We start from the raw sequence: 14,225 nt of genomic DNA on the forward strand, positions 1-14,225 counted from the left end.
GGTTCGATTCCCGTCGTCCCCTCAGAAATATGACGAAAAAAGCCCCTCTCCGGAGGGGCTTTTTTCGTTGCCCTCCGGGCCCCGGCGGCCGGGGCCCGGAAGGGCAGGCGTGCAAGGGCAGGCGTACCGGCTCAGGCCGGCTGGCAGGCCGGGCACCAGTAAAGCTTCCTGGCGCCGAGCTCGGTCAGCGCCACCGGCGTTCCGCAGTCCCTGCAGCCAAGTCCGTGCCGCCGGTAGACGAAGTGCGCCTCCTCCGGGGCCGGCAGGACGCCGCGGGATATGCCGGCTCCGGCCCCGTTCCAGTACTGCGGCGGCGTCGTGATGATCCGGCCGTCCCGGACGCCGTCGGCCATCATGGCCGCGGTGTCGTCCCAGAGCCGGCGGGCCGCGTCCGGTGACAGTTCGGCGCCGGGCAGCCAGGGGTTGAGCCGCTGCCGGAACAGGAGTTCGGCCCGGTAGACGTTCCCGACGCCGGCAATCACCTTTTGGTCCATCAGCAGGGCCGCCAGCGGTGTGCGTTTGGCCGCCACGGTGGCGCTGAAGGCGTCCCGGTCTCCCGGAAGGTTCCGCAGCGGGTCCGGGCCGAGCCGCGCCAGTACGGCCGCCGCTTCCGCGTCCGTGATCGCCTCGCACGTGGTCGCGCCGCGGAGATCGGCCCAGCCGTGCGCGCCGGCGAGCCGGACGCGGACGGCACCGACCGGCGCGGGCGGGCCCTCATATGCGGCCGGCCCGGCCGCCTCAGCGTCGTCGTAGACTTCCCGCTCCCCCACCTTCCGGGGCGCGCCAATGCTGGAGGCGCCGCGGAAGGTGGCGTCACCGCCGAAATCCCAGGCGCCATAGAGGCCCAGGTGGACGTGCAGGAGAAGCCCGTGCCCGAACTCCAGGAAGAGGTGCTTCCCGTGCGCCACGGAACTGACGAGGGTGTGGCCGTCCAGCAGCGCCGCGCCCTGGGCAAACCGGCCCTGCGGACTGGAGACCGCGAGCCGCTCCCCCGCGAAGACGTCCCCGAACTGGCGGGCCAGCCGGTGGACGGAATGCCCCTCCGGCACTAGTCGATGACCTCGCCGGTGCGCTCGTACGTGGCGATCTTGCCGATCCGGCGGACGTGGCGCTCATCGTTGCTGAAGGGTTCGGCCAGGAACGCCTCGATGATTTCCGTGGCCTCGTCGACGCTGTGCTGGCGGCCGCCGACGGCGACGACGTTGGCGTCGTTGTGCTCACGTGCCAGCTGGGCGGTGGACAGGTTCCAGGCCAGCGCGGCACGGACGCCCTTGACCTTGTTGGCGGCGATCTGCTCGCCATTGCCAGAGCCGCCGAGGACTATGCCGAGGGCGTGGGTTCCGGCCTCCTGGTCCGCGACGACGGCGAGGGCGGCGTTGATGCAGAACGACGGGTAGTCATCCAGGGCGTCGTAGACCTTCGGTCCGTGGTCCACCACCTCATAGCCCTTGGCGCCGAGGTGGCTGACCAGGTGGGCGCTGAGCTCCATTCCGGCGTGGTCGGTGGCAATGTGCACGCGGGGCAGGTCAGAAATGGTCACGGCTGTTCCGTTCGGTTGCGGCGCCGGGCGGCGGCCGGGGCGGTTGGGGTCTGGTCCAAGCGTACTAGGCCGGGCCTCCCGGGACCTTGCTGCAGCCCGCCGGACCCCTCACTGGACGGTCGTGTTACACAGGCCCGGCACGCCGTCCTACTCCACCGTCTTGTCCGCCGTCCTACTCCACCGGGGACCGACACCGCGGACCGACACCGCCGTGCTACACGGCGGTGGTCCCGCCGTTCCGCCGGGCCCTGTCCGCCACCCGGGACAGCGTTTGGGCGATATTGTCCGCCGCGGTGGCACTGCCGCCGCTCACCGCCAGCCGGCGCCCGTCCGAGCGGTCGATGACCACCGCGGGGCCGCTGCTGACCAGCATCGCGGTGGTGTTGCCATGGGTCCGGTAACCCCACCCGCCATAGTCTGCCGCCGTGACGTCCCTGGGCGTCGCGGCGTCGATGGCCGCGGCCGGAACCTCCATGACCCGGACGAAGCCTGCCGCGAAGACGTGCAGGCCGCCGCGGTCAACCCGGATCCGGGCCACCAGGAACGCCGCGGCCACCAGGGCCGCCGCCACCAGGAGGACAGACAGCCACGGCACGGCAACGGTCAGGAGGGCGGCCGGCAGAAGCGTTGCGATGCCGAGCATGACGAAGATGGAGCTGCGGGCGTGGACCCAGAGGCTGACCCGGTCCCTGGCCAAATCCGGATCCTGTTCGCGCTCAAGCGCCTGCCGGACGGCGACGTCGTCATCAACGGACCAGCGCTCGTCGGCCTTGAAGACAAAACCCATCACAATGCCCAGGCCGAGGGCCGCGCCGCTGCCGAGGGCCAGGACCGAGGCGTCCACATGGGATCCCCGCGCATCGGGCAGGCCCAGCTGGCCCACGAGCACGGCGGCAAGGACTGTGGTGACGAACAGGCTCATGGACAGGCCGGCGCCCATCATGATGCGGCGCATCATCGCGGGGCGCGACAGCGGCACGGCCTGCAGCAGCACGGCCCAGCCGATCACCACGATCAGCGAGGCTCCGGCACCCGCGACTGTCACGAACGGCGCGAAGCCGGCGGCACCGGCGGCGGTCCAGCGGACGGCCAGCGGCTCGGGCAGATCCGGGCGTACCAGAAGCGCACACACCACGAATCCTGCCGCCAGCATCAGGGGGAAACCGATGGCAAAGCGCAGCGCCCTGGCATCGACGGAGTCACGGATCTTTCCCATGCTCCAACGCTACCGCGGACGCCCCTTGATGGATCTGGGGACGTGCGCGCAGGTCAGGAGGTGGACGGGAAGCAAATGTGGGATCAGGCACGTAGTCCGGCGCCCGGACCTCGCCACGAGCAAGAAGAGACCGCCGGGGCAACGTCAACGTGGCCGCCCCAACCGCACCCATCTGACACGAATGGCCGCCAAGGGCATCGGCTAAGCGGCCATTCGTGGCAAATCGTGGGCTGGATGCCGAGGCCTTGGGGCCGGTTGTGACCGGGCTAACTTGCCAAGGGCCGCTAACGTGAAAGAATAATTTCACAGTATCGCCGGCGACCGCGGCCGCGGCCGGCCGGCAGTATCCATCTTCTTCTGGAGGCCCCTTTGCCCGGTATGAACCTGACCCGCGCCGAAGCCCGCGAGCGCGCCGCCCTGATCGACGTCGACTCCTACGAGGTCAGCCTGGACCTGACCCGCGGCGAGAAGGTCTTCGGCTCCACCACGGCCGTGAAGTTCCGGGCCAAGCCGGGCTCGTCGACCTTCATCGACGCCGTCACCCACGCCGTGCACAGCGTGAGCCTCAACGGCCGTGAACTGGATCCGGCCGAGGTCTCCGACGGCGTCCGGATCCAGCTCCCGGACCTCGCGGCCGAGAACCACCTGCTGGTGGTCGCCGACGCCCCGTACATGAACACCGGTGAAGGCCTGCACCGCTTCGTGGATCCGGTGGACAACGAGGTCTACCTGTACACCCAGTTCGAGGTCCCGGATTCGCGGCGCATGTTCGCCGTCTTCGAACAGCCCGACCTGAAGGCCAGCTTCACGTTCACCGTCACCGCCCCCTCGCACTGGGATGTCGTGTCCAACTCCCCCACCCCGGTGCCGGTGGAGACCATCCCCGGCGCGGATGGGGGCGCCCGCTCTGTCTGGGAGTTCACGCCGACACCGCGGCTGTCCTCCTATGTCACCGCGCTGATCGCCGGGCCGTACCAGTCGGTGCGCAGCGAGGTCACGTCGGCGGCGGGCAAGGTCACCCCGCTGGGCATCTTCGCCCGCAAGTCGCTCATGCAGTACCTCGATGCGGACAACATCTTCGAACTCACCCGGCAGGGCTTCGAGTTCTTCGAGGCCCAGTTCGGCTGCCCGTACCCGTTCGAGAAGTACGACCAGCTCTTCGTGCCGGAGTTCAACGCCGGCGCCATGGAGAACGCCGGGGCCGTCACCATCCTGGAAGGCTACGTCTTCCGCGGCAAGGTCACCGACGCCCAGGTGGAACGCCGCGCCATCACCGTGCTGCACGAGCTCGCGCACATGTGGTTCGGYGACCTCGTSACSATGCGCTGGTGGAAYGACCTCTGGCTCAACGAGTCCTTCGCCGARTACATGTCCCACCTGGCCGCCGTCGAGAACACCGAGTTCGGCCACGCCTGGACCACGTTCGCCTCCGTGGAGAAGTCCTGGGCCTACCGGCAGGATCAGCTGCCCACCACGCACCCGATCTTCGCCGAGATCAACGACCTCCAGGACGTCGAGGTGAACTTCGACGGGATCACCTACGCCAAGGGCGCGTCGGTGCTGCGCCAGCTCGTCGCCTGGGTGGGCCCGGAGCAATTCATGTCCGGGGTGCGGGAGTACTTCAGCAAGCACGCCTGGCAGAACACCGAGCTCAGCGACCTCATGGCCSAACTCGAGAAGGCCAGCGGCCGCGACCTGGAACGGTGGGGGCAGCTCTGGCTGGAGACCGCCGGCGTGAACACCCTGACACCGGAAATCTCGGCGGCCGCGGACGGCACCATCGAGTCCTTCGCCATCGTGCAGTCGGCGATCGAGAGCGAACCGACCCTGCGCCCGCACCRCCTCGCGGTCGGCTTCTACAACCTCAACGGGGCCGGCAAGCTGGAGCGGGTGCACCGCGAGGAGCTCGACGTCGACGGCGAGCGCACCGAAGTTCCGGCCCTGGCCGGCCTGGCCCAGCCGGACCTGATCCTGCTCAATGACGACGACCTCGCCTATGCCAAGGTCCGCCTGGATCCGAAGTCCCTCGCCACCGCAACGGCGCACCTGAAGGACTTCAGCCAGAGCCTCCCCCGCACGCTCGTGTGGGGCTCGGCCTGGGATGCGGCGCGCGACGGCGAGTCCCCGGCCCGCGGGTACGTGGAGCTGATCCTCGCCAACATTGCCGAGGAATCCGATTCCTCCGTGATCCTGGTCCAGCTCCGGCAGCTGGCCACCACGCTGACCTTCTACGTGGCCGGGGAGCACCAGGAGGCGACCGCCGTCGCCGCGGCCGACAAGCTCTGGGAGCTCGCCTCGGCGGTGCCGGCCGGCTCGGACGCCCAGCTCCAGTTCGTGAAGTCCTACGCCCTGCTGGCCCGCAGCGCCGGGCAGCTGGACACGGTCTCCGGGCTGCTGGACGGCTCACTTTCCCTCGATGGGCTGAGCGTGGACCAGGACCTGCGGTGGGAGCTGCTGGCCTCCCTCGTGGCAGGCGGCCGCGCCGGGCAGGAGCGGATCGACGAGGAACTGGAGCACGACAACACCTCCAACGGCCAGAACGCGGCGGCCCTGGCCACGGCCGCCATCCCCACCCCGGAGGCCAAGGCCGCGGCCTGGGAATCGATTGTGGTCAAGGGCGATCTGTCCAACGCCCTGCAGGGCTCCGCGGTGACCGGCTTTACCCGGGTCCTGGACACGTCCCTGCTCGAGCCGTACGCCGAGAAGTACTTCGAGGCCGTCCCCGGCATCATGGCAAGCCGCACCCACGCGCTGGCCTCGCAGATCGTCGTCGGGCTCTACCCGGCCCAGCTGACCACGCAGGCCACGGTGGACCGCACGGATGAGTTCCTGGCCTCGCTGCCGGAGGGCAGTGCGGCGCTGCGCCGGATGATGCTGGAGAACCGCGACGGCGTTGCCCGCGCCCTGCGCGCCCGCCAGGCCGACGTCGGCTAACGACCAAGGCACCGGACCCCGAAGGCCTGGAACCCCGGCGCCGCCCCTGTGCGGCGCCGGGGTTCTGTCGTTCTAGGCTGGAGTCATGAGCCTTGACGAACATCACTATGCGCTGACCGTCCGCTGGACCGGGAACCGCGGGGCCGGGACGTCCTCGTACCGCGGTTACTCACGGGACCACGACGTCGAGATCCCCGGGCTGCCGGTGCTGCGCGGCTCGGCCGATCCGACCTTCCACGGGGACCGGGAGCGCTACAACCCCGAACAGCTCCTGCTGGCCGCGCTCTCGCAGTGCCACATGCTCTCCTTCCTGCACGTGGCCGTGAAGCACGGCGTTGTGGTGACGGCCTACGAGGACCGGGCCGAGGGCCTGATGCGGACCAACAGGGACGGCAGCGGGCAGTTCGAATCCGTCACGCTGAAGCCCCGGGTGACGGTGGCGGAAGCGGCGGCACCGGATGTCCTCGAGGAACTCCACGTGGAGGCCAACAAGGTCTGTTTCATCGCCCGCAGCGTGAACTTCCCGGTGTTGCACGAGCCGACGGCTGTGGTGGAGGGCCAGGCTGACTGAATAGTTTTCAGGCGGCGCCGTCAGCCGGGTCGGCCGAGGCCTCTGTCCGGTACTCGGACACCAGCCGGCGCTCCGTCTCCGGGCTCATTCCGGCCTTGCGTTCACGGCCGAGTCCGCGGCGGCGTTCATCCGCCAGGGTGTCCCGCAGCGTGTCCATCCAGGGCCGGAGCCGCAGCCCTGCTGTCCGGGCAGCGTCGTTGCTGCGGGTCGCGAAGCCCTCGTGGCCTGGCGGCAGCCACAGCGGCAGCGAGTCCGGGCCGGCCCAGTAGTTCGCACCGTGCGACGCCAGCCAGTCCTCGGGGGCGACAACCACCTCGGAGTCGGCGTCGGCGAGCTGGCGGGCTTCCTCCAGGTAGGCGGCAAAGGGCACCGGCTCACCGACGGCGTTCAGCGCCCCTGTGGTTCCGTTTTCGGCGGCGGTGAGGATCCAGGCCGCGAGGTCGCGGACGTCGATGATCTGGGTGGCGTCGGCGGGGATGTCCGGGACCAGGACGGGATCGTTGTCCCGGGCGAATCGGGCCGGCCAGTACCCGTAGCGGTCGGAGCCGTCCCCGGGGCCGCCGATCAGGCCGGCGCGGCACAGGTGCGCCTTGTCCCCTGCCAGTTCCCGGGTCAGGTGCTCGATCGCGGACTTGGCCTCGCCGTAGTTATCCACGGTCAGTTCCGTGCCCGGGGCCAGCGGCGGGAGCATCTGGGCGTCTTCGGCCTCGCCGGCCACTGAGTGGTCAGCGTAGACCGAGCAGCTGGAGATGAAGGTCCAGTGCCGGGCCGAGCCGGCCAGCGTCTCAAGGGCCTCCCGTGCCTGGGCGGGGTCCCGCGAGACGTCGACGACGGCGTCCCACCCGCCGCTGCCGGCGACCCCTTGGTACGCGGCCTTCCCCTGCGCGCGGTCCGCGCGCAGCCAGGTGGCGCCGTCGGGCGGCGCGGCGGCGGTACCGCGGGCCAGGCATGTGACGTCGTGACCGGCGGCGAGGGCCTGCCGGGCTATTTCAGCTGACAGGAAGACGGTGCCGCCAAGGACCAGGATGCGCATGGGGCCACGCTACGGCGCTAATGTTGAAGTAGACCAGAGCGTTATGCGCCCGGCGAACGCCAGCCGTCTTTCCGGACGCCCAGCCCTGCTGCCGGCCGGCAGCAGGGTTGCAGTAAACAAGGAGTTTTCCCTCACCGATGATCAGCCTGACCACCATCGAACCCATCACCGCGCCGGACATCTCGGCTGTCAACCTGCCAGGCGGCCTCATCAGCCTGGGCATCGGCGTCGCCGTGTGGCTGGTGGCATCCTTCGTGATCACCGGAATCACCAAACGGGTCGCGGCGGGCAGCACACTTTTCAAGAAGTCGCACTTCCGCTGGGTGGCTCCGGCGTTCCGCGCCCTGGACCACGAACGCCGCGTCCAGCGGGCAGAGACAATCGGCGCACTGCTCCGCAGCGTGGTCGGCGTCCTGATTGCCGTCCTCACCATCGTGTACGTGCTCAAGTACCTGAACGTGGACGTGGCTCCCATCCTGACGAGCGTCGGGATCCTCGGTGTGGCGATCGGCTTCGGTGCCCAGCAGTTGATCCGCGACTTCCTCGCCGGCATCTTCATTACCTTCGAGGACCAGTACGGCATTGGCGACATTATCGAGACTTCCGAGGTGGTGGGCACGGTCGAGGCCATGAACCTGCGGATCACCCGGGTCCGGGCCGACGACGGCACCATCTGGTACCTGCGCAACGGCGAAATCCTGCGCGTGGGCAACCGCTCCCAGGGCACATACATTCCGCCCGAGACGTCCCCGGCGGACGAGGCCGACAGCGCACCCCAGCAGAAGGCCGGAGAATAGTGAAATGACGATTCCCAGCGCCAGCGAACCGAGCCAGCCCAGGCAGCTGCTGCAGAACGATCCGTTCAGCCAGCCCGGCTACACGGACAACTTCTATGACGCCGTGGGCGGCCACGAGACCTTTGTGAAGCTCATCGACGTCTTCTACGACGGCGTCGCAGCAGATCCGCTGTTGCGCGCCATGTACCCGGAAGAGGACCTTGGCCCGGCCAAGCGGCGCTTCCTGATGTTCCTGGAACAGTACTGGGGCGGGCCGACGACGTACGGCGAGGAGCGTGGGCATCCGCGGCTGCGGATGCGCCACATGCCGTTCCGGGTGACGCCGGAGGCCAAGGAGCGCTGGCTGTTCCACATGCGTGCCGCGGTGGATGCCCTGGAACTGCCGCCGCTGTATGAGGGAACGCTCTGGGATTACATGGAGCGGGCAGCCCTGTCCATGGTGAACAGCCCGTCGGAGGCCTGAGCGCGGAGGGCGCCGGAGCTTCCTAGAGCCCGGTGCCGGTCCGGACCAGCACGTGGCCGCGGGTGCCGCTGAGCCGGAACCAGCGCCCGGCGCGGTAGAGCCGTTGTTCGCTCTCTGCCAGGAAGCCCAGGGTGAGCGCGGCGAACGCGGCCCCGGCCGGCAGGCCGCCGGCGTCGGGCAGTTCCCGGCCCCAGACCGTTGCCCTGGCGTTGTTGACGATCAACGCACCGGGCTTGTCCGGGATGATCGCGGCGATCTCCCTGATCCCGGCCTCCGCTGCGGTCCGCAGGGCGGTGTCCTGGACGGTGCCGAGCAGTTCCCAGCCGGCGCGCGGCGCGCCGATCCCGGCCCACGACTCGCTGACGGTCACCGGCGGGACGGGAAGTTCGACGTCGTGCTCCCCCGCCCGTGCCAGGCGGTCCAGCACGGCGGACAGCGGCACTGTCACGTCAGTGTCCGCCGGTTGTGCCAGCGCCATGGTCCGCAGGCCCAGGATGGTGGGGGTGGATTCGCCCAGGAGCCGGGGCCGCAGGACGCAGACGTAGGCGGCCAGGACGGGGCCCGCGGCCTGGAGCCGGATGGCGCCGTCGTCAATGGACCTGGCGCGCGTCGCGAAGGTGCGCAGGTCGTCGAGGTCGCGGGGATCGGTGAACTGCAGGGGCTGGGTTAGGACATCAGACACACTACTGACTCTACCGGCTGCGCTTCTTTGGAGCGGCGCTGGACGCCGTCTAGAGTCAGACCATGACTGAAGCCGAAGCCGGACTGCTGGGGCTCCCGACCCAGGACCCCACCTCCTCGCTCATCCAACTTCTCAACCTCGGCGAGCTCGAGGGCGCCCGGACGGACGAGGACATCTTCATGGGTCCGTCCCAGCAGCAGCCCAAGCAGCGCGTCTTTGGCGGCCAGGTGCTGGCGCAGTCCCTGATAGCCGGCAGCCGCACCGTCGATCCGGACCGCAGCGTGCACTCCATGCACGGTTACTTCCTCCGGCCCGGGGACGCCAACAAGCCGATCACCTTCGGTGTGCAGCGACTGCGCGACGGGCGGTCCTTCTCGGCCCGCCGGGTCCACGCCTATCAGGAGGGCATGCCCATCCTGTCGATGATCGCGTCCTTCCAGGCCGAGGACGAGGGGATCGAGCACCAGTCCGAGATGCCTGCCGGGATCCCGGACCCCGAATCGCTGCCGAGCACGGCCGACCTGCTGGGCAAGTTCGATCACCCCGTGGCCCGGCACTGGGCCTACGAGCGGCCGTTCGACATCCGCCACGTCGATCCGGCGCTGTATGTCTCGGCCAAGGGACCCCGGGAAGYCCGCAACGCCGTGTGGATGAAGACCTTCGGTCCGATGCCCGACGACGCCGGCCTGCACCGGGCGGCCCTGGCCTACGCGAGCGACTACACCTTGCTCGAATCCATCCTCCGCAAGCACGGCATGAGCTGGATTACGCCGGGAATGTCCGTGGCAAGCCTGGACCACGCCATGTGGTGGCACCGGCCGGTCAGGGTCGACGAGTGGCTCCTGTACGTCCAGGAATCGCCCAGCGCGCAGGGCGCACGGGGCCTCGCGACGGGCAAAATCTTCAGCCGGGACGGCCGGCACGTGGCGACGGTGGCCCAGGAAGGCATGATCCGCGTCCCGAACGACTTCAAAAACACCGACCTGAAGAACACAGAGAAGGGCGCCGTGCAGGCCGCCGTCTGATCGAGGGCGCTGCAGCACCAGATCAGCAAGGCCGAGGGCTGCCAGTACTCCCCAGCAGCGGCTGGGACACGGTGTCCTCGGCACACGGCGTCAACGGCACACGGCGTCAACGGCACACAGCGTCAACGGCACACAGGCCCACCGCACACAAAAAGCCGGCTCCCCCTGAAACAGTTCAGGCGGGAGCCGGCTTTTTTCGTGGCGCTGTAAGCCTTGCGGGCTTAGTCGCGGGTGAGGCGGCGGTGGGTTACGCGGTGCGGCTTGGCCGCATCCGGGCCCAGGCGCTCGACCTTGTTCTCCTCGTAGGACTCGAAGTTGCCCTCGAACCAGTACCACTTGGACGGGTTCTCCTCGTCGCCTTCGTAGGCGAGGATGTGGGTGGCCACCCGGTCCAGGAACCAGCGGTCGTGCGAGACGACGACGGCGCAGCCCGGGAATTCGAGCAGGGCGTTTTCGAGGCTGCTGAGGGTTTCGACGTCGAGGTCGTTGGTCGGTTCGTCGAGGAGCAGCAGGTTGCCACCCTGCTTGAGGGTCAGCGCCAGGTTGAGGCGGTTGCGCTCACCACCGGAGAGCACCCCGGCCTTCTTCTGCTGGTCCGGGCCCTTGAAGCCGAAAGCGGCCACGTAGGCGCGGGACGGCATTTCGACGTGGCCGACCTGGATGTAGTCGAGGCCGTCGGACACGACTTCCCACAGGGTCTTGTTCGGGTCGATTCCGCCGCGGCTCTGGTCGGCGTAGGAGATCTTGACGGAATCGCCGATCTTCAGTTCGCCGCCGTCGAGCGGTTCCAGGCCCACGATGGTCTTGAAGAGGGTCGATTTGCCGACGCCGTTGGGGCCGATGACGCCGACGATGCCGTTGCGGGGCAGGCTGAAGGACAGYCCGTCGATCAGGGTGCGGTCATCGAAGCCCTTCTGGAGMYCCTTGGCCTCCAGCACGAGYCCGCCSAGGCGCGGKCCCGGCGGGATCTGGATCTCTTCGAAGTCGAGCTTGCGGGTACGGTCTGCCTCGGCAGCCATTTCCTCGTAGCGGGCCAGACGGGCCTTGGACTTGGTCTGGCGTCCCTTGGCGTTGGACCGGACCCATTCGAGTTCCTCGGTCAGGCGCTTGGCCTGCTTGGCGTCCTTCTTGCCCTGGACCTCCAGGCGGGCGCGCTTCTTCTCCAGGTACGTGGAGTAGTTGCCCTCGTACGGGTACAGGTGGCCGCGGTCGACTTCGGCGATCCACTCGGCCACGTGGTCGAGGAAGTACCGGTCGTGGGTGACGGCAAGGACGGCACCGGAGTAGCTGGAGAGGTGCTGYTCCAGCCASAGCACGCTCTCGGCGTCAAGGTGGTTGGTGGGCTCGTCRAGGAGSARCAGGTCCGGCTTCTGCAGCAGGAGCTTGCACAGCGCGACGCGGCGGCGCTCACCACCGGAGAGCAGGGTGACGTCGGCGTCGGCGGGCGGGCAGCGCAGTGCGTCCATAGCCTGTTCCAGCTGGGAATCGATGTCCCAGGCGTCGGCCGCGTCGATCGCTTCCTGCAGCTGTCCCATTTCCTCGAGGAGGGCATCGTAGTCAGCGTCGGGGCTGGCCATTTCCTCGGAGATCGCGTTGAAGCGCTGGATCTTGCCGTAGATTTCGCCGACGCCTTCCTGGACGTTGCCCAGGACGGTCTTGTCTTCGTTCAGCGGCGGCTCCTGCAGCAGGATGCCTACCGTGTAGCCGGGGCTGAGCCGGGCCTCACCGTTGGAGGGAGTGTCCAGGCCGGCCATGATCTTGAGAATGGTGGACTTACCGGCACCATTCGGGCCGACAACGCCAATCTTGGCCCCCGGGAAGAAGGACATGCTTACGTCATCGAGGATGAGTTTTTCGCCGACAGCCTTACGGGCCTTGGTCATTGTGTAGATAAATTCCGCCATGCCTACAAATCTAGTGGTTCGGGCGGGATAACTCACATTCCGTKAGCCCGGATCGGCCACTTAACGGCGTCCGGGGGTTCGGCTCAGTCCCGGACGCCCACGAGGCAGCCRCCGGAGGCCAGACCCGGCAGCACAGCGACGGTGACGCTGCCGGTGCGGATCTGGGCCACGATGCAGTCGCTGCCGTCGCGCACTCCGGCCTCGACGGCGTCGACAGCCAGACCGGTGGGCGTCCGCCCGGCTGTGACTTCCACAGCGTCGGCCGGAATCCCTGCCTTAACCAACGACGCGCGGAGGCCCGCCGTTTCGGGCTGACCGCCGGCGCGGATGGCGGCGTTCAGGACCGCCTCGACCGTGGACTTCATGGCGGATTCCCTGTCGGGTTTCAGGCCGGGTTTCGCCACCGGCGACGTCGTGGCTGCCGGTGCCGGCGACGCAGTGGCTGTCGGTGCCGGGGCCGGCGACGTTGCGGAAGGTGTCCCCTGAGAATCCGCTGCTTCAGAAGCCATGGCTCCGCTGCTGCCGGCCGGCGTCGCACAGGCGGAGGCCGAAAGCAGGAGCACCAAGGTTGCGGCGGCCGGAACGGCCCAGCCGCCGCGACGGGCGTCCCCTCCCGCAGTGCGGGTGGGGCCCGCCCGTCCCGCAGCGATCCTGGCGTGTTGCATCGGGCAATTCTGCCACGCGGCAGTGCCGCGTTCCGGCGTTCCGGTGCCCAGTCCCGGCGTCCACGGCGCTGCCCGCCGGTCTAGCGGATTCAGGCTGCGGCCCCTTTCAGTTCTCCGGTTTCCTGGTCCACCTCCTCCTCCTCACCGCTGTCGTCATGGATGAAGGTCCCGTGGTCGTGGTGGTCGGCACCGTGGCCGCCGTCCCCGTCGTCGTCCCCTGGCTGGCTCTGCGGTCCGCCGCCGTCGCCGTCACCGCTACCGGGCGCGTCTGGGGAACCGGATCCGGCGGCCGCCTGGCTTCCGGCTGCGGCTGAGCGGGTGAAGTTGGCAGAGCCCCACATGAGGTCGTGGCCAACTGACTCCGCGTCAATTTCGGCGACGTGGTAGACCCTGCCGTCCTTCTCCCAGCTCCGCATCTTCAGCCTGCCAACCACGATGACCCGCTGGCCCTTCTTGATGCTGYAGCCAATGTTGCCGGCCAGCTGCCGGTATCCCTGGACGGTGAACCAGTTGGTGTTGCCATCCACCCAGGTGCTGGAGCCGCGGTCGTACCGGCGCTCGGTGGCGCCGAACCGGAAGGACGCCGTGGCCACGCCACCGGGTGTGGTCGAGCTTCTGATCTCCGAGGCGACGAAGCCACGGACCGTAATGTTATCGCTCATTCTCATGTCCTGTCTCGAATTGTCGTGCCCTGCCGGGCAGTTCCAGCATCCCGCCGTGGACCGTGGCCGGGGAGGACCCGGCTGTGCCATGTGGATAACCGGCTGCCGGCAACGGTGTGGGGACCGTGTTGGGGAGAAGTCAGGGCCGGCAGGGCCAGCCAACCGGACGGCGTTGACCTCCACCGGCCGTCCGGCACTGTAAACTTTTTGAGGCGTCACCGGCAGCAGCCGGTGGGAGCCAGCGCGCCCCAGTAGCTCAGGGGATAGAGCAGCGGCCTTCTAATCCGCCGGTCGGGGGTTCGATTCCCTCCTGGGGCACAAGAGAGCGGCTCTGACCTGCGACAACGCAAGGTCAGGGCCGCTTCCTACGCCAACTCCTATTTCAACCAGAACATCAGATCCACTTGTTGTGTTTGAACGTCAGGAACAGGATCCCGCCCATGCCGAGCATGAGCGCGAGTGCCATCGGATAGCCGAAGATCCAGTCGAGCTCGGGCATGTCGCGGAAGTTCATGCCGTAAATCGAGGCGATCAACGTCGGCGCAAACAGGATGGCCGCCCACGACGAGATCCGCTTGACCTGCTCGTTCTGGGCGAAGCTCGACTCCGTCAGGAGCCGCATTTCGTCGTTCTGCCGCTGGGCAACCAGGGCCGCGTTGACGGCCAGGGCGTTCTGCAGCAACGCCCGGAAGGCAGACACCCGCTCCCCCAGCCTGATGGCGTGGTCCAGGAC

Annotated in this window: 15 protein-coding genes and 1 tRNA gene; 7 read left to right on the forward strand and 9 right to left on the reverse strand. The window is 68.5% G+C overall.

Annotated elements, in window-relative coordinates; genetic code table 11:
- Positions 1-131: 131 nt before the first annotated feature.
- The 3 genes from AC1DHX_RS18450 to AC1DHX_RS18460 form a co-directional block, all read right to left on the reverse strand.
- On the reverse strand, positions 132-1,049 hold the full coding sequence (locus AC1DHX_RS18450; RefSeq protein ID WP_476858313.1) for an Fpg/Nei family DNA glycosylase: 918 nt from the start codon (positions 1,047-1,049) through the stop codon (positions 132-134).
- The gene (locus tag AC1DHX_RS18455) at positions 1,049-1,540 is read right to left on the reverse strand and encodes a ribose-5-phosphate isomerase (protein ID WP_290370304.1); all 492 of its coding nucleotides are present in this window, start codon (positions 1,538-1,540) and stop codon (positions 1,049-1,051) included. Before AC1DHX_RS18455 ends, AC1DHX_RS18450 begins: the two co-directional genes overlap by 1 nt.
- Positions 1,541-1,754: 214 nt before the next feature.
- Positions 1,755-2,756 carry a hypothetical protein gene (locus tag AC1DHX_RS18460; protein WP_476858312.1) on the reverse strand — a complete coding sequence of 334 codons (1,002 nt, stop codon included), beginning with the start codon at positions 2,754-2,756 and terminating at the stop codon, positions 1,755-1,757.
- A gap of 378 nt (positions 2,757-3,134) precedes the next feature.
- Here AC1DHX_RS18460 and pepN point away from each other — a divergent pair, with 378 nt between their 5' ends.
- Together pepN and AC1DHX_RS18470 are read left to right on the forward strand one after the other, a co-directional pair.
- Positions 3,135-5,690 carry an aminopeptidase N gene (gene pepN / locus AC1DHX_RS18465; protein WP_476900332.1) on the forward strand — a complete coding sequence of 852 codons (2,556 nt, stop codon included), beginning with the start codon at positions 3,135-3,137 and terminating at the stop codon, positions 5,688-5,690.
- A gap of 85 nt (positions 5,691-5,775) precedes the next feature.
- Entirely contained in the window at positions 5,776-6,261 is a 486-nt protein-coding gene (locus tag AC1DHX_RS18470) for an OsmC family protein (protein ID WP_476850149.1), read from the forward strand.
- 7 nt (positions 6,262-6,268) lie between these two features.
- Here AC1DHX_RS18470 and AC1DHX_RS18475 read toward each other — a convergent pair whose 3' ends face one another.
- Positions 6,269-7,294: an NAD-dependent epimerase/dehydratase family protein gene (locus AC1DHX_RS18475; protein ID WP_476858311.1), complete on the reverse strand. Its 1,026-nt coding sequence runs from the start codon at positions 7,292-7,294 to the stop codon at positions 6,269-6,271.
- A gap of 137 nt (positions 7,295-7,431) precedes the next feature.
- Here AC1DHX_RS18475 and AC1DHX_RS18480 point away from each other — a divergent pair, with 137 nt between their 5' ends.
- A complete protein-coding gene (locus AC1DHX_RS18480) occupies positions 7,432-8,091 on the forward strand; it encodes a mechanosensitive ion channel family protein (protein ID WP_028277840.1) in 660 nt (219 codons plus the stop codon).
- 4 nt (positions 8,092-8,095) lie between these two features.
- On the forward strand, positions 8,096-8,554 hold the full coding sequence (locus tag AC1DHX_RS18485; protein ID WP_476858310.1) for a globin: 459 nt from the start codon (positions 8,096-8,098) through the stop codon (positions 8,552-8,554).
- A gap of 22 nt (positions 8,555-8,576) precedes the next feature.
- On the opposite strand, the gene AC1DHX_RS18490 is transcribed toward AC1DHX_RS18485, so the two are convergent.
- Positions 8,577-9,236: a DUF8185 domain-containing protein gene (locus tag AC1DHX_RS18490; protein WP_476856923.1), complete on the reverse strand. Its 660-nt coding sequence runs from the start codon at positions 9,234-9,236 to the stop codon at positions 8,577-8,579.
- A 62-nt stretch (positions 9,237-9,298) separates the two neighbouring features.
- Between AC1DHX_RS18490 and AC1DHX_RS18495 the strand changes: the two genes are divergently transcribed.
- A complete protein-coding gene (locus tag AC1DHX_RS18495; RefSeq protein ID WP_476900333.1) occupies positions 9,299-10,261 on the forward strand; it encodes an acyl-CoA thioesterase in 963 nt (320 codons plus the stop codon).
- Between the two features lie 221 nt (positions 10,262-10,482).
- On the opposite strand, the gene ettA is transcribed toward AC1DHX_RS18495, so the two are convergent.
- Together ettA and AC1DHX_RS18505 are read right to left on the reverse strand one after the other, a co-directional pair.
- The gene (ettA, locus tag AC1DHX_RS18500; protein WP_476900334.1) at positions 10,483-12,165 is read right to left on the reverse strand and encodes an energy-dependent translational throttle protein EttA; all 1,683 of its coding nucleotides are present in this window, start codon (positions 12,163-12,165) and stop codon (positions 10,483-10,485) included.
- An 83-nt stretch (positions 12,166-12,248) separates the two neighbouring features.
- On the reverse strand, positions 12,249-12,530 hold the full coding sequence (locus AC1DHX_RS18505; protein WP_476858309.1) for a DUF6993 domain-containing protein: 282 nt from the start codon (positions 12,528-12,530) through the stop codon (positions 12,249-12,251).
- Between AC1DHX_RS18505 and AC1DHX_RS18510 the strand changes: the two genes are divergently transcribed.
- Positions 12,529-12,651, forward strand: coding sequence for a hypothetical protein (locus AC1DHX_RS18510; RefSeq protein ID WP_476858308.1), 123 nt, complete (start codon positions 12,529-12,531; stop codon positions 12,649-12,651). The genes AC1DHX_RS18505 and AC1DHX_RS18510 overlap by 2 nt on opposite strands.
- A gap of 268 nt (positions 12,652-12,919) precedes the next feature.
- On the opposite strand, the gene AC1DHX_RS18515 is transcribed toward AC1DHX_RS18510, so the two are convergent.
- Positions 12,920-13,492, reverse strand: coding sequence for a single-stranded DNA-binding protein (locus AC1DHX_RS18515; RefSeq protein ID WP_476900335.1), 573 nt, complete (start codon positions 13,490-13,492; stop codon positions 12,920-12,922).
- Between the two features lie 245 nt (positions 13,493-13,737).
- Here AC1DHX_RS18515 and AC1DHX_RS18520 point away from each other — a divergent pair.
- Positions 13,738-13,810 (forward strand) — tRNA-Arg (locus tag AC1DHX_RS18520).
- A 76-nt stretch (positions 13,811-13,886) separates the two neighbouring features.
- On the opposite strand, the gene AC1DHX_RS18525 is transcribed toward AC1DHX_RS18520, so the two are convergent.
- The coding region (locus AC1DHX_RS18525) for a CorA family divalent cation transporter (protein WP_476900336.1) at positions 13,887-14,225 on the reverse strand (339 nt) is incomplete at its 5' end.

Source organism: Arthrobacter sp. 05N33_2, from assembly GCF_056397425.1.